Annotated in this window: 17 protein-coding genes and 2 tRNA genes; 17 read left to right on the forward strand and 2 right to left on the reverse strand. The window is 42.6% G+C overall.

Annotation, left to right across the window (positions count from 1 at the left end; genetic code table 11):
* Positions 1 to 16: 16 nt before the first annotated feature.
* The 8 genes from NQ505_RS09420 (at position 17) to NQ505_RS09455 (ending at position 12,349) form a co-directional block, all read left to right on the forward strand.
* Positions 17 to 1,561, forward strand: coding sequence for a peptidylprolyl isomerase (locus NQ505_RS09420; protein ID WP_009000239.1), 1,545 nt, complete (start codon positions 17 to 19; stop codon positions 1,559 to 1,561).
* Positions 1,562 to 1,615: 54 nt separating this feature from the next.
* Positions 1,616 to 2,461, forward strand: coding sequence for a hypothetical protein (locus NQ505_RS09425; protein ID WP_032853778.1), 846 nt, complete (start codon positions 1,616 to 1,618; stop codon positions 2,459 to 2,461).
* Between the two features lie 9 nt (positions 2,462 to 2,470).
* Positions 2,471 to 3,853, forward strand: coding sequence for a peptidylprolyl isomerase (locus NQ505_RS09430; RefSeq protein ID WP_004297172.1), 1,383 nt, complete (start codon positions 2,471 to 2,473; stop codon positions 3,851 to 3,853).
* A gap of 22 nt (positions 3,854 to 3,875) precedes the next feature.
* Positions 3,876 to 5,639, forward strand: a complete 1,764-nt coding sequence (locus tag NQ505_RS09435) for an OstA-like protein (protein ID WP_004297173.1) — start codon at positions 3,876 to 3,878, stop codon at positions 5,637 to 5,639.
* Between the two features lies 1 nt (position 5,640).
* Positions 5,641 to 5,940 carry a hypothetical protein gene (locus NQ505_RS09440; RefSeq protein ID WP_004297174.1) on the forward strand — a complete coding sequence of 100 codons (300 nt, stop codon included), beginning with the start codon at positions 5,641 to 5,643 and terminating at the stop codon, positions 5,938 to 5,940.
* A 17-nt stretch (positions 5,941 to 5,957) separates the two neighbouring features.
* On the forward strand, positions 5,958 to 7,859 hold the full coding sequence (gene mutL, locus NQ505_RS09445) for a DNA mismatch repair endonuclease MutL (RefSeq protein WP_009000241.1): 1,902 nt from the start codon (positions 5,958 to 5,960) through the stop codon (positions 7,857 to 7,859).
* A gap of 103 nt (positions 7,860 to 7,962) precedes the next feature.
* On the forward strand, positions 7,963 to 9,150 hold the full coding sequence (locus NQ505_RS09450; RefSeq protein WP_004305595.1) for an OmpA family protein: 1,188 nt from the start codon (positions 7,963 to 7,965) through the stop codon (positions 9,148 to 9,150).
* An 856-nt stretch (positions 9,151 to 10,006) separates the two neighbouring features.
* Positions 10,007 to 12,349: a DUF2339 domain-containing protein gene (locus NQ505_RS09455; protein WP_009000242.1), complete on the forward strand. Its 2,343-nt coding sequence runs from the start codon at positions 10,007 to 10,009 to the stop codon at positions 12,347 to 12,349.
* Positions 12,350 to 12,439: 90 nt separating this feature from the next.
* Here the strand turns inward: NQ505_RS09455 and trpS are convergent, their stop codons facing one another.
* A complete protein-coding gene (gene trpS / locus NQ505_RS09460; protein ID WP_004297181.1) occupies positions 12,440 to 13,534 on the reverse strand; it encodes a tryptophan--tRNA ligase in 1,095 nt (364 codons plus the stop codon).
* 203 nt (positions 13,535 to 13,737) lie between these two features.
* Here trpS and NQ505_RS09465 point away from each other — a divergent pair, with 203 nt between their 5' ends.
* Both NQ505_RS09465 and carB read left to right on the forward strand, forming a co-directional pair.
* The gene (locus NQ505_RS09465) at positions 13,738 to 14,325 is read left to right on the forward strand and encodes a hypothetical protein (RefSeq protein WP_009000243.1); all 588 of its coding nucleotides are present in this window, start codon (positions 13,738 to 13,740) and stop codon (positions 14,323 to 14,325) included.
* Between the two features lie 274 nt (positions 14,326 to 14,599).
* Complete coding sequence (gene carB / locus NQ505_RS09470) at positions 14,600 to 17,821, forward strand: carbamoyl-phosphate synthase (glutamine-hydrolyzing) large subunit (RefSeq protein ID WP_009000244.1); 3,222 nt, start codon at positions 14,600 to 14,602, stop codon at positions 17,819 to 17,821.
* A 101-nt stretch (positions 17,822 to 17,922) separates the two neighbouring features.
* On the opposite strand, the gene NQ505_RS09475 is transcribed toward carB, so the two are convergent.
* Complete coding sequence (locus NQ505_RS09475) at positions 17,923 to 19,905, reverse strand: family 20 glycosylhydrolase (protein WP_009000245.1); 1,983 nt, start codon at positions 19,903 to 19,905, stop codon at positions 17,923 to 17,925.
* A gap of 138 nt (positions 19,906 to 20,043) precedes the next feature.
* Between NQ505_RS09475 and yaaA the strand changes: the two genes are divergently transcribed.
* The 7 genes from yaaA (at position 20,044) to asnS (ending at position 26,256) form a co-directional block, all read left to right on the forward strand.
* Positions 20,044 to 20,817 (forward strand): peroxide stress protein YaaA, encoded by a 774-nt coding sequence (gene yaaA, locus NQ505_RS09480; RefSeq protein WP_009000246.1) that lies wholly within the window; start codon positions 20,044 to 20,046, stop codon positions 20,815 to 20,817.
* 3 nt (positions 20,818 to 20,820) lie between these two features.
* Entirely contained in the window at positions 20,821 to 21,366 is a 546-nt protein-coding gene (locus tag NQ505_RS09485; RefSeq protein WP_009000247.1) for a sugar O-acetyltransferase, read from the forward strand.
* 186 nt (positions 21,367 to 21,552) lie between these two features.
* A tRNA-Val gene (locus NQ505_RS09490) sits at positions 21,553 to 21,627 on the forward strand.
* 35 nt (positions 21,628 to 21,662) lie between these two features.
* Positions 21,663 to 21,737, forward strand: a tRNA-Val gene (locus NQ505_RS09495).
* Positions 21,738 to 21,879: 142 nt separating this feature from the next.
* Positions 21,880 to 23,226 carry an adenylosuccinate lyase gene (gene purB / locus NQ505_RS09500; protein WP_008650420.1) on the forward strand — a complete coding sequence of 449 codons (1,347 nt, stop codon included), beginning with the start codon at positions 21,880 to 21,882 and terminating at the stop codon, positions 23,224 to 23,226.
* A gap of 73 nt (positions 23,227 to 23,299) precedes the next feature.
* A complete protein-coding gene (locus NQ505_RS09505; RefSeq protein ID WP_009000248.1) occupies positions 23,300 to 24,748 on the forward strand; it encodes a pseudouridine synthase in 1,449 nt (482 codons plus the stop codon).
* Between the two features lie 104 nt (positions 24,749 to 24,852).
* Positions 24,853 to 26,256: an asparagine--tRNA ligase gene (gene asnS, locus NQ505_RS09510; RefSeq protein ID WP_009000249.1), complete on the forward strand. Its 1,404-nt coding sequence runs from the start codon at positions 24,853 to 24,855 to the stop codon at positions 26,254 to 26,256.
* Positions 26,257 to 26,321: the final 65 nt, after the last annotated feature.

Here is a 26,321-nt window from a genome sequence, read left to right on the forward strand (position 1 = left end):
AAAATAAAAATTGATGATGAAAAGAAGCCTGTTGTTGGGATGTATTTCTCTCTTTGTAGTCGCGGTCTTTGCACAGGAAGATCCGGTATTGATGCGTGTTAACGGAAGAGAGATACTCCGTTCGGAATTTGAATATGCATACCGCCGTTATGCGGAACGTTCAAATGCCAGACTTTCGTCCAAAGAGTATGCGGCACTTTTCGCTCAATCGAAGTTGAAAGTGGAAGCAGCCAGGGCTGCCGGACTTGATACGACCTCTGTTTTTCGTAAACAACAGGAGAAATGCCGGACCGAGTTGGTGGAATCTTATCTGATAGACAGGCAAGTGATGGATAGTTGTGCCCGTGCTATCTATCAGAAGATGGGATTGAAAGCACGTAGCGGCAGGGTACAAGTGATGCAGATTTTCAAACGTTTGCCACAGACAATCACTTCCCGGCATTTAGAAGAAGAAAAAACGCGGATGGATTCTATATACCGGATGATACAGAATCAGCCGGATTTGAACTTTAACCGTTTGGTCGAAATATACTCGGATGATAAGCAAAGTAGATGGATCGAATGTCTGGAAACAACGAGCGAGTTTGAGAATGTTGCTTTCTCTCTGGCAAAAGGTATGGCATCGCAGCCCTTTTTCACTCCTGAAGGGATTCATATCTTGAAAGTGATGGATCGGGAGGAAACAGCTGCTTACGAAAATGTCAGTGCCAGGTTAATGGAACGGTTACGGCGCAAGGAGATTTTGGACAAAGGTGCAGGTGCGGTGCTCGAACGCTTGAAAAAAGCATGGCAGTATGCTCCCAATCAGGCGGCAATGGAAGAACTGCTGGCGAAAGGCCGTACAGAACAAACCCTGTTTACGATTGACGGACAAGCATACACCGGAACTATGTTCACGCATTTTGCCTCTTCTCATCCTCAAGCTGTTAAACGGCAGTTGGAAGGATTTATAGCTAAGTCATTGCTGGATTATGAAAGCCGGAATATCGATAAAAAGCATCCGGAAATTCCTTATGCCTTGCGGGAATCTGATGAAAACTATTTGGTGGAAGAGATAACACGTCAGAAAATAGATTTGCCCGCAGCTAATGACCGGGCGGGATTGGCTACTTATTTTAAATTTCATTCGTCGGATTATCGGTGGGAGAGCCCCCGGTATAGAGGAGTCGTGCTTCATTGCGTTGATAAAAAGACGGCAAAGCAAGCCAAAAAAATGCTGAAGAAAGTGCCGGAAAAAGAGTGGGCGGACAAGCTTCGGCAAACTTTTAATACATCCGGGGAGGAAAAGATACAAGTTGAACAAGGAATTTTTGCCGACGGAGACAATAAATATATAGATAAACTGGTTTTTAAGAAGGGTGATTTTGATCCTTTGATGTCTTATCCTTTTACTATTGTAGTAGGCGAAAAAATGAAAGGTCCGGATGATTATCGGGAAGTAATTGATCGGGTTCGAAAGGATTATCGAAGCTATCTTGACACGTGTTGGATGCGGGAATTGAGTGAGTCCGGTAAGGTTGAAATAAACCAAGAGGTTTTAAAAACAGTTAATAATAACTGATGTAACCGATTATTCACTATCTTCGTACCTTAAATAAGTAGATTTTAGTTGCCGATGCGAATATTAGTCCTCTTACTGATTACCCTTCTTGGTTGTGGAGCGTGCAAGGAACAGCACGACCACAAAGGAAAGACTCCTTTGGTAGAGGTGGACGGTAACTTTTTATATAAAGAAGATTTGATGTCCGTGCTTCCGGTCGGATTGTCAAAAGATGATAGCATTCTCTTCACCGAGCACTATATTCGTAGTTGGGCGGAAGAGATTTTATTGTATGAGAAAGCTGCGAACAATATCCCCGATAATGTGGATGTAGACAAGCTGGTGGAGAATTATCGGAAAGCGTTGATAATGCATACTTATCAGCAGGAGTTGATTAACCAGAAGTTGACGAATGATATTTCCGAACACGAGATAGCAGAGTATTACGGCAAAAACAAGGAATTGTTTAAACTGGAAAGTCCGTTGATTAAGGGATTGTTTATTAAAGTGCCGTTGACAGCTCCCCAGTTGAACAATGTGCGCAGATGGTATAAGTCGGAAAAACAGGATGCTATCGAGAGCCTGGAAAAATATAGTTTGCAGAATGCGGTGAAATATGAATATTTCTATGATAAATGGGTGTCCGTGACCGATGTCTTGGACATGATTCCGTTGAAAGTAGAGGCACCGGAAGAGTACGTAAACAAACACCGTCAGGTAGAATTGAAAGATACGGCTTATTATTATTTCCTGAATGTGAGCGATTTTCGCGGAGTTGGTGAGGAGAAACCGTATGAATTTGCCCGCTCGGAAGTGAAAGACTTACTGGTAAATCAGAAACGGGTGAGCTTTATGGAACAGGTAAAGAACGACTTGTATCAGCAGGCGGTAAGTAAGAAGAAGATTATATATAATTATTAAATACAAAGAATGAAGAAGTTTGTGAACTTTAGATTTGTTGTTACCCTTGTCCTGGCAATATTTGCTAATGTGGCAACCTATGCACAAGATAATGTGGTTGATGAAGTAGTTTGGGTAGTAGGTGACGAAGCTATTTTAAAATCAGATGTAGAAGAGGCCCGTATGGATGCCTTGTATAATGGACGCAGATTCGAAGGCGATCCTTATTGTGTAATTCCTGAAGAGATTGCCGTGCAGAAGTTATTCCTGCATCAGGCAAAGTTGGACAGTATCGAGGTTTCCGAAGCGGAAATCATCCAGCGTGTGGATATGATGACCAATATGTACATCCAGCAGATCGGTTCCAGAGAGAAAATGGAGGAGTATTTCAATAAAACATCCACCCAGATTCGTGAAACTTTGCGTGATAATGCACGTGACGGATTGACGGTTCAGAAGATGCAGCAGAAACTGGCAGGAGATATCAAAGTGACTCCGGCAGAAGTACGCCGTTACTTCAAAGACCTTCCACAGGATAGTATCCCTTACATTCCTACACAGGTGGAAGTGCAGATTATTACTTTGCAACCCAAAATACCCGTTTCGGAAATCGAGGATGTAAAGAGGACACTGCGTGATTATACGGATCGTGTGACAAAAGGAGAAATCGACTTCTCTACATTGGCCCGTTTGTATTCTGAAGATAAGGCTTCTGCCATTAAAGGTGGTGAATGTGGATTTATGGGACGTGGTATGATGGACCCCGCTTATGCGAATGTGGCATTCAGCTTGCAGGACCCGAAGAAAGTTTCCAAAATTGTAGAATCGGAATTTGGTTTCCATATTATCCAGTTGATTGAGAAGCGTGGTGACCGTGTTAATACCCGCCATATCCTGTTGCGTCCGAAAGTATCGGAAAAAGAACTGACCGAGGCTTGTGCCCGTCTGGATTCTATTGCAGATGATATTCGTGCTAACAAATTCACATTTGATGATGCCGCTGCCGTTATCTCACAAGATAAGGATACCCGCAACAATCACGGTATCATGGTGAACATCAATGAACATTCAGGTATCACTACTTCTAAGTTCCAGATGCAGGATCTTCCTCAAGACGTTGCTAAGGTAGTGGATAAGATGAATGTTGGCGAGATTTCCAAAGCTTTTACAATGATTAATGAGAAAGATGGAAAAGAAGTATGCGCTATCGTGAAATTGAAAACCAAAATCAATGGTCATAAAGCAACCATCGCGGAAGACTATCAGGATCTGAAAGAAATCGTAATGGATAAGCGTCGCGAAGAGGTGTTGCAGAAATGGATTCTGAATAAGCAAAAACACACTTATGTACGCATCAACGAAAACTGGCAGAAGTGTGACTTCAAGTATCCGGGTTGGGTCAAGAATGACTGATATAACCTTGCTTTGACTTTATATGCTGAAAAAGAATAAGAAAAATAAACAACAAGACAGGCATAGATGGCTCCTTATAGGCTTTCTATGCCTGTTTGGTGTATGTCTTGTGGCACAAGTGAGGCCGACGGGACAGAAACCCACGGCAGGGGCTTCGACAAAATCGACTGCGGATACGTCTAAGACGGCTCCCAAAACCAAAACGCCGGCGGGTAATAAGAAACAATCGGACAACAAGAAGCAACCGGAGAATAAAAAGACCAAAGTTTACTTGCTTCATGCTGACGAAGGACAGGCGGATAAGCTGGCACGTCCGGATGTGCAGGTGTTGATTGGTAACGTGAAGTTGCGTCATGACAGTATGTATATGTACTGTGACAGTGCACTGATTTTTGAGAAAACCAACTCCGTAGAAGCCTTCAGTAATGTGCGTATGGAACAGGGAGACACCTTGTTCATCTATGGTGATTATCTTTATTATGACGGAATGACGCAAATTGCACAACTTCGTGAAAATGTGAAGATGATTAACCGGAACACGACCCTGCTGACGGACAGCTTGAACTACGACCGTCTCTACGATCTCGGATATTATTTCGAGGGGGGAACTTTGATGGATGAAGAGAATGTACTGACCTCCGACTGGGGCGAATATAGCCCTGCAACGAAACAGTCGGTATTCAACCATGATGTGAAGTTGGTGAACCCTAAGTTTGTGTTGACCTCCGATACATTGAGGTATAATACCGAAAACAAAATAGCAGTGATTCTCGGACCTTCCAATATTGTCAGTGATAATAATCATATCTATTCGGAACGGGGATTCTATAACACATTGACCGAACAAGCGGAATTGTTGGACCGTTCGGTCCTGACCAATCAGGGGAAGAAACTTGTAGGCGACAGTCTGTTCTATGACCGGATAATCGGTTACGGAGAAGCATTCGATAATGTGAAGATGACAGACTCCATCAATAAGAATATGCTGACGGGCGATTATTGTTTCTATAATGAATTGACGGACTCCGCGTTTGCAACAAAACGTGCTGTTGCTATCGATTATTCACAGGGAGACAGTCTTTATATGCATGGGGATACTTTGCAGATGGTGTCCTATAATCTGAATACCGATTCTTTGTACCGGTTGATGAAGGCTTACCATAAAGTACGTATGTATCGTACAGATGTTCAGGGAGTATGTGACTCACTGGTCTATAATTCGAAAGATTCCTGTATGACCATGTATACTGACCCTATTCTTTGGAATGACGGACAGCAACTGCTTGGTGAGCAGATCAAGATTTATATGAATGACAGCACGATTGACTGGGCGCACATTATCAACCAGGCGTTGACAGTGGAGATGAAAGACTCTATTCACTATAATCAAGTGTCCGGCAAGGAGATGAAAGCCTATTTCGTTAATGGAGATATGCGCCATATTGAAGTGATCGGTAATGTGCTGACAGCTTTTTATCCTGAAGAGAAAGACAGTACGATGACCGGATTTAATTGTCTGGAAGGTAGTATGCTGCATCTTTATATGAAGGATAAGAGAATGGAAAAAGGACTTTTTATCGGTAAATCCAACGGAACGATGTATCCGATGGACCAGATACCGCCTGATAAACTGCGTCTTCCTACTTTTGCCTGGTTCGATTATGTCCGTCCGCTAAATAAGGACGATATTTTCAACTGGCGCAGCAAGCGTGCGGGAGAAACATTGAAGCCGACTACCGACCGGCGACCAAAGACAGAAAAGCGAAACTTAATAAATATGAAGTAGTATGGGAATGTTTAACTCAATGAGAAAGCCCCGGGGCTTTAATCATCAATACATTTATGTAGACGAGCGGAAAGAAAAGCTCGCTAAGATGGAGGAGAACGCCAAACGTGACTTGGGGATGCTGCCGGAGAAAGAATTTAATCCGGAAGATATTCGCGGTAAATTCGTCGAAGGTACTACACATTTGAAAAGAAGAAAAGCAAGTGGCCGCAAACCGGTTTCTTTCGGAATCATACTGATAATCATTGCCTTCCTTCTCTATCTGTGGCATTATTTAGCAACAGGAAGCTGGAGTTTTTAATTGTTAATTTACGAAGTATGAGCGATATCATTCATTTGTTACCTGATTCGGTAGCTAACCAGATTGCTGCCGGTGAAGTGATACAACGTCCGGCATCTGTTATCAAGGAGCTAGTGGAGAATGCGATTGATGCAGATGCGCAAAATATACATGTGTTAGTGACTGATGCGGGTAAAACCTGTATTCAGGTGATTGATGATGGAAAAGGAATGTCCGAAACGGATGCCCGTCTCTCTTTTGAGCGGCATGCTACTTCCAAGATACGGGAAGCTGCGGACTTGTTTGCTTTGCGTACCATGGGATTTCGTGGGGAAGCATTGGCATCCATCGCAGCAGTGGCGCAGGTAGAACTGAAGACGCGTCCGGAATCGGAAGAACTGGGAACGAAACTGGTGATTGCGGGTTCTCAAGTGGAGAGCCAGGAGGCTATATCCTGTTCTAAAGGAAGTAACTTCTCTGTAAAGAACCTGTTCTTTAATGTGCCTGCCCGTCGTAAATTTTTAAAGGCTAATTCCACTGAATTGAGCAACATCCTTGCCGAATTTGAGCGTATCGCTTTGGTGCATCCGGAAGTTGCCTTTTCGCTGTATAGTAATGATTCGGAGCTCTTCAATCTTCCGGTATCACAGTTACGTCAGCGTATTCTTGCTATTTTCGGTAAGAAGCTCAACCAGCAATTACTGAATATAGACGTGAACACTACCATGGTGAAAATCTCCGGATACGTAGCCAAACCGGAGACTGCCCGTAAGAAAGGAGCCCATCAGTATTTCTTTGTCAACGGACGTTATATGCGCCATCCTTATTTTCATAAGGCAGTCATGGAGGCTTATGAGCAGTTGATTCCCGCCGGTGAACAGATTTCCTATTTTATCTATTTTGATGTAGATCCGGCTAATATTGATGTGAATATTCACCCGACAAAGACCGAGATCAAGTTTGAGAATGAGCAGGCCATCTGGCAGATACTTTCAGCATCCGTTAAGGAATCGTTGGGTAAGTTCAGTGCTATCCCTTCCATTGATTTTGATACGGAGGATATGCCTGACATTCCGGCATTTGAGGAAAAGATATCTTCCGAACCTCCGAAGGTACATTATAATACAGATTATAATCCGTTTAAAGTCTCTGCCGGTGGCGGTGGTAGCGGATCGTATAGTCGTTCGAAGGTAGAATGGGAGGATTTGTACGGAGGGCTGACAAAAGCCAGTAAGATGAATAATCCGCAGCCGGAACCCGAAATGGATTGGGAGGATTCTTCTATTGGAGGCGAACCGGCCTTCGTGGAAGAAAAGATAGAGACGGTGACATCCGCCGCTTCTTCTACTTTGTATGCCAACGAACCGGTGATGGAAAAAGGAAATCAGCATTTGCAGTTTAAAGGGCGGTTTATTTTGACTTCAGTTAAATCGGGTCTGATGCTAATCGATCAACACCGGGCACACATACGGGTGCTTTTTGATCGCTATATGGTACAGATTCAACAGAAACAGGGAGTATCTCAGGGCGTTCTCTTCCCGGAAATATTACAATTACCGGCTTCAGAAGCTGCTGTTCTTCAAAGCATTATGGATGATTTGTCGGCAGTCGGCTTCGATTTGAGCAATCTGGGAGGCGGTAGCTATGCCATCAATGGCATCCCTTCGGGTATTGAAGGACTGAATCCGGTCGAACTGGTGCGTAATATGCTACATACAGCGATGGAAAAAGGGAATGACGTTAAGGAAGAAATCCAAAATATTCTGGCAATCACATTGGCGCGGGCAGCGGCTATTGTCTACGGACAGGTGTTGAGTAATGAAGAAATGGTAAGCCTTGTAGACAACCTTTTTGCCTGTCCCTCACCGAATTACACACCCGATGGGAAAACCGTTTTGACAACCATTAAGGAGGAGGACATCGAAAGATTATTCAAATAAAACAAATAAATTCATCTTTTCCTAAAACCTTTTAGTTCAGTTCGTGTTATTTAAATAGTTCAACAAAGAAAAAGATTTAAATAACCACTTAACTATTAGGTATATGAAAAAGATTCTGATGTTGCTGGCATTTGCCGGCGTTGCGTCTGTCGCTTCTGCGCAGCAGACAATGACTGTAACTGAATACGAAGTGATTCAGGTGCAAGATAAATATCAAGTAATAACTAATCCTTTCTGGAGTAACTGGTTCTTCTCTGTAGGAGGAGGTGCCCAGGTATTGTATGGAAACAATGACCATATCGGTAAGTTCAGAGATCGTGTTGCTCCCACATTTAACGTGTCTGTTGGTAAATGGGTAACTCCGGGATTCGGATTGCGTTTGCAGTACAGCGGATTACAAGCCAAAGGATTTACCACCAGCGAAAATGCTAATTATGTGGTTGGCGGTCCGAGAGAAGATGGTTCTTACAAACAAAGATGGGACTACATGAACTTGCATGGTGATTTGATGATTAACCTGAATGCACTTTTCGGTGGATACAATCCGAACCGTGTATATGAAATTATCCCTTATATTGGTGCCGGTTGGGCTCATGCTTATTCTCGTCCTCACACTAACTCCGCTACTTTCAATGCAGGTATTATCAACCGTTTCCGTTTGTCGAATGCTGTTGACTTGAATCTGGAATTGAGTGCAACAGGTCTGGAAGGCAAGTTTGACGGAGAGCACGCAGGTAAACCTGACTACGATGGTATCTTAGGTGCTACTATTGGTGTAACTTATTATTTCCCAACTCGCGGATTCCAACGTCCGGTTCCACAGATTATCTCTGAACTTGAATTGAACCAGATGCGTAACCAGATGAATGCAATGGCAGCAGCTAATATGCAATTACAACAGCAGTTGGCAAATGCACAACAACCGGTTGAAGTAGAAGATACTGAAGAAGTTGTTATAACAGATACTAACATTGCTCCACGTACTGTATTCTTCAAGATCGGTTCTGATAAATTGTCTCCGCAGGAAGAAATGAACTTGTCATATCTTGCCAGCAAGATAAAAGAATCTCCGAACGCTACATACACAATCAACGGATATGCAGACTCTGCAACAGGTACTCCGGCTTTCAACCAGAAGTTGAGTTTGGAACGTGCACAAGTTGTTAAAGACCTGCTCGTTAAGAAGTATGGCATCTCTGCCGATAGATTGAAAGTTGCAGCCGGTGGTGGTGTTGACAAATTCGGTCAACCGATTCTGAACCGTGTAGTATTGGTCGAATCAGCACAGTAATCATATAATTTCAGTATTCGGCGATTCTTTGTGATCGCCTGCTGAAAGAGAGAAGGCGGCTGAAAGCGAATCCTGAAATAAGGTATTTTCGCTTTCAGCTGCCTTTTTATTAGTTTGGTAGAGAATGTGAATGCGAGTTGTAATATGTGAAGTTTACAAACTTGTGAACTTTTGATTCTATACTTGATTGGTATATGAAAACGCTTCCGCTGATTATAAATATAGGTTGTTTTAGCTTGAAAAAGCATAGCTTTAGGGAATGGAAAGCATAGCTTTAGCCTACCTAAAGCTGTGCTTTAGAGCATTGATAAGGGTACTCTGCATTTCTTCTACAAAGAACTAATTTTTTCATCCCCTTCACCTTTCTTCTGAACTCTCGATGAATACACTGTTTGCGGGTGAAAGGAGTCCTTTTCATTACTGTGTTCATCACATTACATATCAAAAAAATATTATTATAGTGTTTTCTAAAATCATTGCATTAATTGCAGAAAACACTGCAATGTTTTTTTTAATCATCTCAATGAAAAAAATAATCTATTAGCATATTTGTTTTTGCTATTAGCATATTCCTGTTAGCTATAATGATATTCTGATTAGCTATAATGATATTGCATACAAAGCAAAGTGAAAGACTGGTGTAAGAGTCGCCATTCACCCATAAACTCTTTATTCATCGGGAGTTTGGGATAAAGGTGAAGGGCGATTCTATCTTCAGATTTTGAGATCTGTAGTCTGATTTGTGTAATTGATGTAAGCTTACATTATTGAGATAATCTAAATAATTTAATAACAATTGATTGAGGCTATTAATTATTATCTATATTTGTGATATCGAACTTAAATCTGGAATATTATGGACGATTTTAATACTGTATATGCGCTACTTGTTTTAGTTATGCTATTTGTGCTATGGAGTAGGTTGGATAATCGCTTCGGGAAAATAGAAAAGGAATTGAATGAGATAAAGAAACGAATGGACGATTATCTCAAGCTTCAGCAAAAGACTGCTACTGAAGAGCATAAACCTAAAGAGGAAATATTAGTAAAAGAAACAGAAGATGTTCCTTTGATGTCTCAAATGACAGAGCATGTTACGGTAGTCAAGGCTGCACAACAAGGGACAGTTGTTCAGGAAAAACAAGAATCGGTTATTGAAACAGTCCGTGAGGCACTGGAAGAAACACCTGAAAAGACGGCTGAAACAGAATTGGAAGATGTTTGTGTTGAGGCTGTTCCAAGACAAAAGAAACAAGTGAACTATGAGAAGTTTATCGGTGAGAATCTCTTCGGAAAGATCGGTATCCTTATATTCGTCATCGGTGTAGGCTTCTTTGTGAAGTATGCTATTGATAAGAATTGGATCAATGAGACTTTTCGTACCGTACTTGGTTTCCTGACGGGAGCTGTATTGCTGGCCGTTGCCGAACGGTTGCAAAAGAAATATCGCACATTTAGCTCGTTACTTGCGGGTGGCGCTTTTGCTGTATTCTATCTTACGGTTGCCATTGCATTCCATTATTATCATATCTTCTCGCAGACTATGGCGTTTATTATTCTGATAGGCGTCACTGTATTTATGTCTGTTCTGTCTGTGGTGTACAATCGGCGTGAACTGGCTATCATTTCACTTGTCGGAGGATTTCTTGCACCTTTCATCGTAAGCAGTGGAGAGGGAAGTTATCTGGTACTGTTCACTTATGTAAGTATCCTGAATCTCGGTATGTTTGGACTTTCCATTTATAAGAAGTGGGGTGAGCTTCCGATTATCTCATTTGTCTTTACCTGGCTGATAATGGGAATCTTTCTTTTATTTAGCTATACCTCCAGTTCTACAGTTATTTCGGGACACTTGTTTTTGTTTACCACTCTGTTTTATTTTATCTTTCTGCTTCCGGTGTTCTCTATTCTTCGTGGGGAAGATATGCGAACAATGAGTCGGGGACTGGTATTCGTCATTATAACGAATAACTTTATTTATCTGCTTTCGGGAGCTTTGTTCTTGCGGAATATGGGATGGCCTTTCAAAGCAAGCGGTTTGTTGAGCCTGTTCATTGCTCTTGTTAATTTAGGACTGGTGCTTTGGTTATGGAAGAGCCGGAAAGACTATAAATTCTTGGTGTATACCACTCTGGGGCTTGTGTTGACATTTGTCTCTATTACCGTTCCGATTCAGTTGGATGGAAATTATATAACATTAGTTTGGGCGTCAGAAATGGTGTTATTGTTATGGCTTTATATCAAGTCGAGAATCCGGGTATATGAATATGCGGCAAAGATACTGGTGGGACTCACCTTTATTTCTTACCTGATGGATATATATAATGTAGTAATGCATGAGCATCATGCTGTCAGCACTATTTTCCTGAACAGTTCATTTGCCACCTCTTTGTTTGTAGGGCTGGCTACGGGAGCATTTGCTCTGTTGATGGGGTATTATAGACCATTCTTCTCTACAGCCCGTCAACTGAAATATGGTTTCTGGAATCCTTTCATGCTTTTTGTCTCTGTAGCCATACTTTATTATACATTTATGATGGAATTCCATCTGCATTTTGAGGGAGCTACGAGGAGCGGAGCAATGTTCTTGTTTACTGCCATTGCCATTTCGAGTGTTTGCTATGCTTTTAGAAAACGATTCCCGATCACCCAATATCTGACTTTCTATATGTTAGCTATTGGGATAAATACGCTTGTATACATCATAAATATATGGGGAGATCAATGGGAGAACATGGCTCTTGTGCCTGTTGTACTGCGATGGTTCACGGCAGCATTTGTAATAGCGAATATATACTATGTGGCACGCCAATACTATCTATTAATCGGCATCAAGAGTCGTTTCACTATTTATCTCAATATTCTGGTCACTCTTCTTTGGGTGACAATGGTACGCTCTTTCCTCTGGCAGGTAGGAGTGGATGATTTCAGTGCCGGACTTTCGCTTTCATTAAGCATTGCCGGATTTGTTCAGATGGGGCTAGGGATGCGTTTGCATCAGAAAGTCATGCGCATGATAAGCCTTTCGACTTTCGGAATCGTTCTGCTTAAACTTGTATTTGATGATTTGTGGGCAATGCCTACTATCGGTAAGATCATTGTATTCATCATTCTCGGACTGATATTACTGATACTTTCATTCCTTTATCAGAAATTAAAGGATGTATTATTCAAGAATGATGAAGATGAAGTTAGCTAAATCTTAAATTATATATTATAATAAAGGCTGCCATTCTTTCTTAGAGTAGGCAGCCTTTACTTTATATGATACGTTTTTATGCAAACTTCCTTATTCCTGTGAGAAACGTTTTACCTGTTCCTCGATTAACTCCTTGTCATCGAAATAATTAATCTTCATTGCTTTTTTCACATCTGCCAAAGTCTCGGCAGCAGCAGCTCTGGCTACTTCGCATCCTTGCTGAAGCATGTCATAGATAGCCGGAATATCTTTGCTGAACTCTTTACGACGATTACGAATCGGTTCGAGTATTTCTTGCATAATAGAGTTCAGGAAACGTTTCACTTTTACGTCGCCCAGTCCGCCGCGTTGATAATGTGCTTTCAATTCTGCCAGATTCGGATAATCCGGTAAGTAGCGTTCGAAATGTTCGGGGAGGCAGAAAGCGTCAAGGTAAGTGAATACGGTGTTACCTTCAATCTTTCCCGGGTCTTGTACACGGAGATGTCCCGGATCGGTATACATACTCATAATCTTCTTCTGGATTTCTTCCGGTTCTTCCGAAAGGTAGATACAGTTTCCGAGTGATTTACTCATTTTAGCTTTACCGTCAGTTCCCGGAAGACGCAGGCAGGCTGCATTGTCCGGCAACAGGATTTCCGGTTCTACCAATGTCTCACCATATATATAGTTGAAACGGCGAACGATTTCACGAGCTTGTTCAAGCATTGGTTCCTGGTCTTCACCCACAGGGACAGTTGTTGCACGGAATGCTGTGATGTCCGCTGCCTGGCTGATAGGATAAGTGAAGAAACCTACGGGAATACTTGCTTCAAAGTTACGCATCTGGATTTCCGATTTCACAGTCGGGTTACGTTGCAGGCGGGATACGCTTACAAGGTCCATATAATAGAAACTAAGCTCGCATAATTCCGGAATTTGCGACTGTATGAAGATGGTAGCTTTAGACGGATCTATGCCACAAGCCAGATAGTCAAGGGCTACTTCAATTACATTCTGACGCACCTTTTCCGGATTGTCTATATTGTCTGTCAATGCCTGCGAATCGGCAATGAAGATAAACATCTTGCTATAATCACCTGCATTTTGCAGGTCAACTCTGCGTTTCAACGAGCCTACATAGTGACCGATATGAAGTCTTCCGGTAGGACGGTCTCCCGTCAATATGATTTTTTCTTTTCCCATATTTTATTACCTTATTATATAATGGCGACAAAGATAAGGATAAAAACTGAAAGATACATCAAAATGTAGTTACTTCATGATTAATGCTTACTACTGTTAGTCTTGAAAATGAGCTTTCTATTAGAAGAAACAATTATTAAAGAAAATATTCTGTTTACCGGATTAATTCAATATCTTTGTCGGTATCTAAAAACTTTTATATTATGAAAACAGGAAAACTACTAGGAATGTTGCTATTCGTTTTAGGTATATTCAGCCTGATGGGTTGTAATGATGAAATGACTGATGAGGAAGAAGGCTGGTATGATAGCATCCCGGATGGAAATTTCTTTTCGAGAGGAAATACGGTACGATTCTACTATATAGATGGGAATGGAAACAGTCTGATAAATCCGGAGGATAAAAATACACTCCCTGTGTCATGGCGTGAAGAATTAGTTAATCCGATAGAACGTACAGAAGACTATAATGCGGAGCATGGTAACTATAATGGTAATCATAACTGGGTTGTTTATGATGAGGAAGAGGGGTTGTATTATTGCACAGTGAGCGCTTATGGAGATGAAAGACAGAGCACTTATTCTTTTCCAATTTATGTAAATGGCGAAAAGGATGCAATGCAAATTACCTATAAATATACGGATAGAGACGTTATCGGCGGTAAATATTGGGCGAAAATGATATCCTGGAAATATAATGGCGTGCATGTTTACTCGGACGACGACGAACCATACAAGAAAGTATTCATTAAAAAAGCCAATGGAAAAACAACCGTTTCATTAACGCGGTAAACTATTTCGGTAAAAAAGTGAACGTTTCTTTTTGTCATGTGCAAAATATGTCGTTACTTTGCACAAATTTTGGAATCGACAATGAATCAACAGGAAATCAGAAGTAAGTATTATCTACATTCGGATGTTTTGCACCCGGAAACGGCAGACTTCTTCTCTTTTCTCCAAAAACGATATTTTAGTTCTTTGGTAATGCGTTAATCCTTTTTTGAGGGTAACGCATTTTTTTTATGGACGAACTTAGAAATAACAACTTATTATAACAACAAAAGAAATGGAAAAGGAAATCAAGAAAGTTCTCGTTTTGGGTTCTGGAGCACTCAAAATCGGACAAGCCGGAGAGTTCGACTACTCTGGTTCACAAGCACTGAAAGCTTTGAAAGAAGAAGGTATCAGCTCAGTATTGGTAAACCCGAACATCGCAACCATTCAGACTTCTGAAGGTATTGCCGATAAAGTGTATTTCCTTCCCGTAAATACTTATTTTGTAGAAGAAATTATCAAGAAAGAACGTCCTGATGGTATCTTGCTGGCATTCGGCGGACAAACTGCGTTGAACTGCGGTGCGGAACTCTACACACAGGGTATTCTTGATAAATACGGAGTAAAGGTGCTTGGTACATCGGTAGAAGCTATCATGTATACAGAAGACCGTGATTTGTTCGTGAAGAAACTGAACGAAATCGAGATGAAGACTCCGGTTAGCCAGGCAGTAGAAAACATGGAAGATGCCATTGCTGCTGCACGCAGAATCGGTTATCCTGTCATGGTGCGTTCTGCTTATGCATTGGGTGGTCTTGGTAGCGGTATCTGTGCCGACGAAGAAGAATTCCTGAAATTGGCTGAAAGTTCCTTTGCTTTCTCTAAACAAATTCTGGTAGAAGAATCTTTGAAAGGCTGGAAAGAAATCGAATTTGAAGTGATCCGTGACGCTAACGACCATTGCTTCACAGTAGCCAGCATGGAAAACTTTGACCCGCTGGGTATTCACACCGGTGAATCAATCGTAGTGGCTCCTACCTGTTCACTGGATGATAAAGAATTGACTCTGTTGAAGGAACTTTCTACTAAATGTATCCGTCACCTCGGTATCGTGGGTGAGTGTAACATTCAGTATGCTTTCAACTCTGATACGGACGACTACCGTGTGATTGAAGTAAATGCCCGTTTGAGCCGTTCTTCTGCATTGGCGTCTAAAGCTACCGGTTATCCGTTGGCATTCGTTGCTGCTAAAGTAGCACTCGGCTATACACTCGACCAGATCGGTGAAATGGGTACTCCGAATTCTGCATATTCAGCTCCTGAACTTGACTATTATATCTGTAAGATTCCTCGTTGGGACTTGACTAAGTTTGCCGGTGTATCTCGTGAAATCGGTTCAAGCATGAAGTCGGTAGGTGAAATCATGTCTATCGGCCGTTCTTTCGAAGAAATCATCCAGAAAGGTCTTCGTATGATTGGTCAGGGTATGCACGGTTTCGTAGGTAACGACGAACTGCACTTTGACGATTTGGATAAAGAACTTTCCCGCCCGACTGACTTACGTATCTTCTCTATCGCACAGGCCATGGAAGAAGGTTATACTATCGAACGTATCCACGACCTGACTAAGATCGATCCCTGGTTCCTTGGCAAACTGAAAAATATCGTAGACTACAAAGCTAAATTGTCTGCTTATAATAAGGTAGAAGATATTCCGGCTGACGTGATGCGTGAAGCGAAAGTATTAGGTTTCTCTGACTTCCAGATTGCTCGTTTCGTATTGAACCCGACTGGAAATATGGAGAAAGAAAATCTGGCTGTACGTGCTCATCGTAAGGCTCTGGGTATTCTTCCGGCTGTAAAACGTATCAATACCATCGCTTCCGAACATCCGGAACTGACTAACTACCTGTATATGACTTATGCAGTAGAAGGTTATGATGTAAACTATTATAAGAATGAAAAATCAGTAGTGGTACTGGGCTCGGGTGCTTACCGTATCGGTAGCTCGGTTGAATTTGACTGGTGTTCGGTAAATGCCGTTCAGACAGCCCGCAAATTGGGTTACAAATCTATCATGATTAACTACAACCCTGAAACAGTTTCTACTGACTATGATATGTGCGACCGTCTGTACTTCGACGAGCTTTCGTTCGAACGTGTACTCGACGTAATCGATCTGGAACAACCTCGCGGTGTGATTGTCTCTGTAGGTGGACAGATTCCGAACAACCTGGCTATGAAACTTTACCGCCAGTCGGTTCCTGTATTGGGTACTTCTCCGATCTCTATCGACCGTGCTGAAAACCGTAACAAGTTCTCTGCTATGCTTGACCAACTGGGTATCGACCAGCCGGCATGGATGGAACTTACCAGTCTCGAAGAGGTGAAAGGATTCGTAGAAAAAGTAGGCTATCCGGTATTGGTTCGTCCTTCTTACGTTCTTTCGGGAGCTGCTATGAATGTTTGCTACGATGACGAAGAATTGGAAAACTTCCTGAAGATGGCTGCCGAAGTTTCTAAAGAATACCCGGTAGTTGTTTCTCAATTCCTTGAAAATACAAAAGAAATTGAATTTGATGCTGTTGCCCAGAATGGTGAGGTGGTGGAATACGCTATTTCTGAACATGTGGAATTTGCCGGTGTTCACTCCGGTGACGCTACACTGGTATTCCCGGCACAGAAGATTTACTTTGCAACGGCACGCCGTATCAAGAAAATCAGCCGTCAGATTGCTAAAGAACTTAATATCTCCGGTCCGTTCAATATCCAGTTCCTGGCTCGTAACAACGAAGTGAAAGTAATCGAATGTAACTTGCGTGCTTCTCGTAGTTTCCCGTTTGTTTCTAAAGTACTGAAACGTAACTTCATCGAAACAGCTACCCGCATCATGTTGGATGCTCCGTACTCACGTCCGGATAAATCTGCATTTGATATCGACTGGATTGGTGTAAAAGCATCTCAGTTCTCTTTCTCTCGTCTGCACAAGGCTGACCCGGTATTGGGTGTGGATATGTCTTCTACAGGTGAAGTTGGATGTATCGGTGATGATTTCTCTGAAGCATTGCTGAATGCAATGATCGCTACCGGATTCAAGATTCCTGAAAGAGCAGTTATGTTCTCTTCCGGTGCTATGAAGTCGAAAGTGGATTTGCTGGATGCCAGCCGTATGCTGTTTGCTAAGGGATATCAGATTTATGCTACTGCCGGAACTGCTGCATTCCTGAATGCTCATGGAGTAGACGCGACTCCGGTTTACTGGCCGGATGAGAAACCAGGTGCAGAGAATAATGTAATGAAGATGATCGCTGACCATAAGTTTGACCTGATCGTAAACATTCCGAAGAATCACAGCAAACGTGAATTAACGAACGGCTATCGTATCCGTCGTGGTGCAATCGATCACAACATTCCATTGATTACAAATGCTCGTCTGGCAAGTGCCTTTATCGAAGCATTCTGCGAATTGAAATTGGGTGATATTCAGATCAAGAGCTGGCAGGAATATAAATAAACAGCTTTAGCTGTTTATCAAAATAGAAAGAACTCCCTCTTTGGAATGCCAAAGGGGGAGTTTTTTGTTTAAGTTGTCTTGTTGCGAATAGATGTTTTCTGTTATTTGCTTACACGATAATTGTGTACTTTCAGATTCTCTATTCGGCTATTGAAGTTTCCGGCTTTCTCGAGCGGGAAAACCAATGTGCGTATATAACTCATAGAATCTTTTCCTGCATTGAAATAACATTTCTGTATGTTCATTTCTTCAACAACCTTTCCGTTTACTCTGAGTGTGGTACTACGATGATCGCCTTCAATCTGAATGGTCGCTTTCTCTCCCGGATTCACTTTATATGGGAACGTATTCAAATAACCATCGCGTGCAAAACCCATCATCCCTCGAATTGGATCTGCTAGATAGAATACGGCATTGGGTGAACGGAACAATTCTGTTCCGCTTTTCTCTGGTGCTCCGGTAATGTCGAAGCTGACTGTATAATTATAGCCGATTTCCGGGTAAGTGGAAGTGCTGCCGGGAGCGACGGTAGAACGCTCATATACCAATGCCGGACTCTTGCCGATTCTTCCCAATTGATTGACTCCGGGGGCTTCACTGATAGCACTACGCTTTTCATTATACACTTCGAATGGCAGACTGGTTTCTTTCCCTGTCCATGTCTTTACTGCTAGAGTTTGTAACGCAGGGAATACACGGTGATGAATGTCTTTCACGGAAATTCCATTACCTGCATGGTCGTTCCAAATGGCAAACATGCCACCGAGAATAGCAGGGTGCTTTTCTTCGAATACGGCTTTCCCGATATGTGCCGGTGTCCATTCTTTATATAAAAATGCCTCGTTAAGATAATCCTGATAGTAACCGGCTAATGGAACAATATAAACCATTTCATCCGGGATACTGATTAGCTGGTAGCCGTCTTTTATCATGGTTGCTGGGTCGGCATATCCGTTATACCAGGCATTCATAATGATGTTTTCTGATTTGACAGGGGTGTCTCCTTTTGCATGAGTGAGAGCGCCCCATATCACGGCTTGTTTGCCAAAGCCTTCTACCAGCCGGATATAATGGTCGGTGAAAGCCCGGAATTTTTCTACTACCTCTTTCTTGGCATTCGAGTATTCGTCGGTACCGATATGCACACGCTTGCCCACGAATACAGGGTCGTCACCTTTCAGGTATTCTTTGAACAGATCGTCTGCAAATTGATAGGTTTCCGGTTTGAATAAGTCAAGATGATCCATTCCGTACTCCTTGCTCCCAATTTCCGGTTTGTAATGAGTGAATGCTAGTGAATGTGCCGGAATATCAATTTCCGGTATAATCTCTACAAAGTTGGTTGCAGCTTGTTTCTGAAAATCAATAAATTCTTTTTTAGAATAAGAACCGTCGCGGGCTGTCAGTCCCGGATAAGTTTCGGACTCCAGACGGAAAGCAGCGTAAGTCTTGTCCCAGTTGTTATCAAAATATTGCTTGAATCCATTATCATTCAGATGGACTTGCAGGGTATTCATCTTGTAATAAGCCATTATTTTTACCAGATCCTGAAGATAGCTCATCGGAATGAATTTACGACCGCAGTCTATCATGAATCCCCGGATGGAGTAGTCGGGATAGTCGCGGATTATTCCTTTGGGAAATGAGTGCTCCTGGCTTTGTTCTGCTATTTGCAAGAGGGTACGTGTGCTCCAGTAAAGCCCTGTCGGGGTGGGAGCAGAAGTCGTGATCCGATCGGTAATCTTGATTTCATAACCCTCTTCTCCCAGCTTTTTGTCAGCTGACAGTGATAGGATGAAGTCTCCGGGTGTGGCTTTGCCTTGAGTTACGCTTAATGTTTTTCCGAACATTTGCTGATAATCGTCGGCAAACATTTGGGCTATTCGCAGTAATTCTGGATTTGCAGAGGTGCATACTATCTTCGCATTTGTTTTCGGAGTGAAATTACCATCTTTTCCTGTCCATTGTTTGAGTTCGGGGACAACAAAAGGTTTAGAGTTTACGCTGGCATAGGATAAACTGCCATACAAACAGAAGATTGTCAATAAGCATAACACTTTCAGGGGGATTAGTGTGTGTGTCATAATGGGGGTGTTTTTGTTATTAATAAATGATTAAAGTTAATTATTGGCTGAATTTAGGGATAATCTGTCTATTAGCCAGCAAGAGAAGCGATTTATTTTTTATTTTTGTTTTTCGAAAAGATAAAATCAGATTTAACAATGTTAGTACTTCTATCTTGTGCCAAGACTATGAGTGAAACTTCAAAGGTGAAAATTCCTTTGAAGACGGTTCCGCGATTTCAAAAAGAGGCTTCCGGGATTGCTTTGCAGATGTCGCAGTTTTCGGTGGACGAACTGGAACGCCTGTTGCGTGTGAATGCTAAAATAGCTGTGGAAAATTACAAGCGTTATCAGGCTTTTCATGCGGAGGGTGCACCGGAACTGCCTGCTTTATTGGCTTATACCGGAATTGTGTTCAAACGGTTGAATGCAAAAGATTTCTCGAAAGAAGAATTTGAATATGCACAGGAGCACTTGCGGCTGACTTCTTTTTGTTATGGACTGTTGAGGCCTTTGGACGTTATTCGTTCCTATCGGTTGGAAGGAGATGTAGTGCTGCCTGAACTGGGTAATCAGACGATGTTTTCTTATTGGCAGTCCCGTTTGACGGATGTGTTCATTGAAGACATCAAGAAAGCCGGCGGCATACTTTGCAATTTGGCCAGTGACGAGATGAAAAGCTTGTTTGATTGGAGGCGGGTGGAAAAAGAGGTGCATGTCATCACTCCCGAATTTCAAGTATGGAAGAATGGAAAATTGGCTTCGATAGTGATATATATCAAAATGTCCCGTGGTGAAATGACACGGTTCATTCTGAAGAATCGAATTGAAAATCCGGAGGATCTGAAAAGCTTCTTTTGGGAAGGGTTTGAATTTAACGAATCTCTTTCGAACGAAAAGAAGTTTGTATTTACTAACGGCAAAGAAATATAAGGTATGACGGAAGTTGAGAAGATGCGTAGTAGCCAGTTGGCTGATATGTCTGCACCGGAATTGCAGGTACGTTTTGAACATGCCAAAAAACTATTGGCACGTATGCGGGGAATGAGTACGTACGATGAGGGTTATAGGGAATTATTGGATAAGTTGGTACCGGGGATTCCTGAAACTTCCATTATATGCCCGCCTTTCCATTGCGATCACGGAGACGGAATCAAGTTGGGTGGACATGTGTTTGTTAATGCCAATTGCACTTTTCTGGATGGAGGATATATCACAATTGGTGCTCATACACTGGTCGGTCCTTGTGTGCAGATTTATACGCCTCATCATCCGATGGATTATCAGGAAAGAAGAGGCTCTAAGGAATATGCTTATCCGGTGACGATTGGCGAAGACTGCTGGATTGGTGGCGGTGCTATTATCTGTCCCGGTGTGACGATTGGTAATCGTTGTGTGATAGGAGCGGGGAGTGTTGTGACGAAAGATATTCCCGACGACAGTGTTGCAGTCGGGAATCCGGCACGGGTGATTCGTAAATAAGTTGCTTTATCTGGTAGACGGACTGGACGAAGTGAAAGTTGCGAGAAAAAAACTTTTTTGTATTATTTGTTGATAATCAGAGCTTTTCTTTATTAGGCAAAAACTTTCTTGAAAAATAATGCATGAAATGTTTGCAGAATTCAAAAAATGCCGTACCTTTGCATCGCTTTTGAAACGGAAGTGTACGGGCGCTTAGCTCAGCTGGTTCAGAGCATCTGGTTTACACCCAGAGGGTCGGGGGTTCGAATCCCTCAGCGCCCACACTAAAAAAACGAAACACTTCCGGCTCTTTAAAAGGGCGCTTAGCTCAGCTGGTTCAGAGCATCTGGTTTACACCCAGAGGGTCGGGGGTTCGAATCCCTCAGCGCCCACACCAAAAAGGAAGTCTTACGAAGCAATTCGTGAGACTTTTTTTATTTCTTACCGCTTTTATACAAACTTTCTCTATCCTTTTGCTCTATAACTCAGGAAAAAGAGTTAATTTTGCAGTCTGATAATTATCTAAGAAAACGTATGGAACTTGATGTATTAACGGCCATATCTCCGATTGATGGTCGATATAGAGGCAAAACTAAAGCTTTGGCAGCTTATTTCTCTGAATTTGCACTGATTAAATACCGTGTACAGGTAGAGGTGGAATACTTTATTACCTTGTGCGAACTCCCTTTGCCGCAATTAAAAGGAATCGATAGCAATGTGTACGAAACTTTACGGAATATCTACCGTAACTTCTCTGAAGCAGACGCACAGCGCATTAAAGATATCGAAAGTGTAACTAACCACGACGTGAAGGCCGTAGAATACTTCCTGAAAGAAGAATTTGACAAGATGGGCGGAATGGATGACTACAAAGAGTTTATCCACTTCGGACTGACTTCTCAGGATATTAACAATACGTCTGTTCCTCTTTCTATCAAAGAAGCATTGGAACAGGTTTACTATCCGTTGATTGAAGAACTGATTGCACAGTTGAAAACTTATGCAACAGAATGGGCTAACATTCCGATGCTTGCCAAAACTCACGGTCAACCGGCTTCTCCTACTCGTTTAGGCAAGGAAGTGATGGTATTCGTTTACCGTCTCGAACGTCAACTGGCTATGTTGAAGGCATGTCCGATTACCGCTAAGTTTGGTGGTGCTACCGGAAATTACAATGCACATCATGTAGCTTATCCTCAATATGACTGGAAACAATTCGGTAATCGGTTTGTTGCAGAGAAACTGGGATTGGAGCGTGAAGAATATACTACACAGATTTCGAACTATGATAACCTTTCTGCTGTTTTTGATAGTATGAAGCGTATCAATACGATTATGGTCGATATGAATCGTGACTTCTGGCAGTACATCTCTATGGAGTATTTCAAGCAGAAGATTAAAGCCGGAGAAGTGGGATCGAGTGCCATGCCGCATAAAGTGAATCCGATTGACTTTGAAAATGCGGAAGGTAACCTGGGTATAGCAACGTCTATCCTGGAACATTTGGCGGTGAAACTTCCTGTTTCCCGTTTGCAGCGCGATTTGACAGACTCGACAGTGCTGCGTAATGTAGGTGTGCCTTTCGGTCATATCGTGATTGCCATTCAGAGTTCTTTGAAGGGATTGCGTAAACTGTTGCTGAACGAACCGGCTATCTATCGTGACTTGGATAACTGTTGGAGCGTAGTGGCAGAAGCTATTCAAACCATTCTGCGCCGTGAGGCTTATCCGCATCCGTATGAAGCTTTGAAAGCTTTAACCCGGACCAATCAGGCTATTACAGAAAGTTCTATTAAAGAGTTTATCGAAGAATTGAATGTAAGCGAAGATATTAAAAAAGAGTTAAGAGCAATCACTCCCCATACTTATACGGGGCTTTAATTGTTTACTTATATAATAAACGTGTTTTTAAATAGGCCGTGAGGCCAAAGTCTAATTTTATTCGAATAAAAAAATGAGCACAGAAAACGAAGAATGGCGCGAAAATTCTTTCAATGAAGAGAATACAGGTGCCGGCCGTGATGGTAACAGGTCTTACAACAGAGAAGGTGGAGAACGTCCGTATCGTCCTTCTTACAACCGTGAAGGCGGGGATCGCCCGTATCGCCCGCGATTTAATGCCAACAATGAAGGAGGCGAACGCCCACAGCGTTCGTATGGTGACCGCTCTTATGGCGATCGTCCTCAACGTCCTTCTTACAATCGTGAAGGTGGCGATCGTCCGTATCGTCCTCGCTTCAATAACAATAATGAAGGAGGCGAACGCCCGCAACGTCCTTACAACCGCGAAGGTGGTTCTTATGATCGTCCTCAACGTCCTTCCTACAACCGTGAAGGTGGTTCTTATGACCGTCCCCAACGTCCCCGTTTCAATAGCGGCGAAGGTGGCGACCGTCCTTACCGTCCCCGCTTTAATAACGGCGAAGGTGGCGACCGTCCTCAACGTCCTTCTTACAACCGTGAAGGTGGTGACCGTCCATATCGTCCCCGTTTCAATAACGGTGAAGGTGGTGGCGGCTATCGCAGCAACAACGGTGGTGGCGGTGGCGGCTATCGTCCGAGATACAACAATGACCGTTCACAAGGAGGCTATCGTCCTCGTCCGCGTACCGGCGATTATGATCCGAATGCTAAGTATAGCGTAAAGAAACAGATCGAGTACAAGGAACAGTTTGTTGATCCGAATGAACCGATCCGTCTGAATAAGTTCCTGGCTAATGCTGGTGTTTGTTCACGTCGCGAGGCTGATGAATTTATCACAGCAGGTGTGGTTTCTGTAAACGGTGAAGTAGTAACGGAATTGGGTACAAAGATCAAGCGTTCGGATGTGGTTAAGTTCCACGATGAACCGGTAAGCATCGAACGTAAGGTATATGTATTGTTGAATAAGCCGAAAGATACGGTTACTACATCGGATGATCCACAAGAACGCCGTACAGTAATGGATTTAGTGAAAGGCGCTTGCAACGAACGTATCTATCCCGTAGGACGTCTTGACCGTAACACGACTGGTGTACTCTTGCTGACGAATGACGGTGATCTGGCTTCCAAGCTGACACACCCGAAATTCCTGAAGAAGAAAATTTATCATGTTCATCTGGACAAGAACCTGACCAAAGCAGATATGGATCAGATTGCAGCTGGTATTCAGTTGGAAGACGGTGAAATCCATGCAGATGCGATCAGTTATACAGATGATTTCAAGAAAGACCAGGTAGGTATCGAAATTCACTCCGGAAAGAACCGTATCGTTCGCCGTATTTTCGAATCACTGGGTTATAAAGTAGTAAAACTCGACCGTGTGTTCTTCGCCGGACTGACCAAAAAAGGTCTGCGTCGCGGAGACTGGCGTTACCTGTCGGAAGCAGAAGTAAACTACCTCCGCATGGGATCGTTTGAATAATAAGTCAATAAATAACAACTTGACAGAGGACGAGGAAAGAGAGCGGGAAAAATGAATCCTGTAATTGAAACCTCGTCTTCTTGTATCTAAAAAGAAAAAGTTAAATGGAAAAGATTGGTAGAACAAAAATTGTTGATCTGTTGAAGCGCACAGATATTGGCGCGATGGTCAATGTGAAAGGATGGGTTCGCACCCGCAGAGGTAGCAAACAAGTAAACTTTATCGCACTGAATGACGGTTCTACAATAAATAATTTGCAGGTCGTAGTAGATTTGGCTAATTTCGATGAAGAGATGCTGAAACTGATTACTACCGGCGCTTGTATTAGCGTGAACGGAGAAATGGTAGAGTCAGTAGGTTCCGGTCAGAAAGTGGAAGTACAGGCTCGCGAAATCGAAGTGCTGGGTACTTGCGATAATACATATCCATTGCAGAAGAAAGGTCACTCCATGGAGTTTCTGCGCGAGATAGCTCACTTGCGTCCGCGTACGAATACGTTTGGTGCTGTGTTCCGCATCCGTCACAACATGGCGATTGCTATTCACAAGTTCTTTCATGAAAAGGGCTTCTTCTATTTCCATACGCCGATCATTACGGCTTCCGATTGTGAAGGTGCCGGACAAATGTTCCAAGTGACTACCATGAACCTGTATGACTTGAAGAAAGACGAGAGAGGTTCTATCTCTTATGAAGATGATTTCTTCGGTAAGCAGGCGAGTTTGACCGTTTCCGGTCAGTTGGAAGGTGAATTGGCTGCTACTGCTTTGGGAGCTATCTACACATTCGGTCCTACGTTCCGTGCCGAAAACTCCAACACTCCCCGCCACTTGGCAGAGTTCTGGATGATTGAGCCGGAAGTGGCTTTCAACGACATTACAGACAACATGGACTTGGCAGAAGAGTTCATCAAATATTGTGTGAAATGGGCGTTGGATAACTGTGCGGATGATGTGAAGTTCCTGAACGATATGTTCGACAAAGGCTTGATTGAACGTCTGCAAGGTGTATTGAAAGATGATTTCGTATGTTTGCCTTATACAGACGGTATCAAGATTCTTGAAGAAGCTGTTGCGAAAGGACATAAGTTCGAATTCCCGGTTTACTGGGGTGTGGACCTGGCTTCCGAACACGAACGTTTCTTAGTGGAAGAACACTTCAAACGTCCGGTGATTCTGACTGACTATCCGAAGGAAATCAAAGCCTTCTATATGAAGCAGAACGAAGACGGTAAGACTGTACGTGCCATGGACGTTCTTTTCCCGAAAATTGGTGAAATTATCGGTGGTTCCGAACGTGAAGCCGACTATAACAAGCTGATGACCCGTATTGAAGAAATGCACATCCCGATGAAGGATATGTGGTGGTATCTGGATACCCGTAAGTTCGGTACTTGTCCTCACTCCGGTTTCGGATTAGGGTTCGAACGTCTGTTATTGTTTGTAACAGGTATGGCGAATATCCGTGACGTGATACCGTTCCCACGTACGCCAAGAAATGCTGATTTCTAATATTTCGGTATATTTATGTAAAACTCGCATAATCTTCAGGTTATGCGAGTTTTTTTTATGCTCTG

Source organism: Bacteroides sp. D2 (assembly GCF_025147085.1).
Taxonomy (GTDB): Bacteria; Bacteroidota; Bacteroidia; order Bacteroidales; family Bacteroidaceae; genus Bacteroides.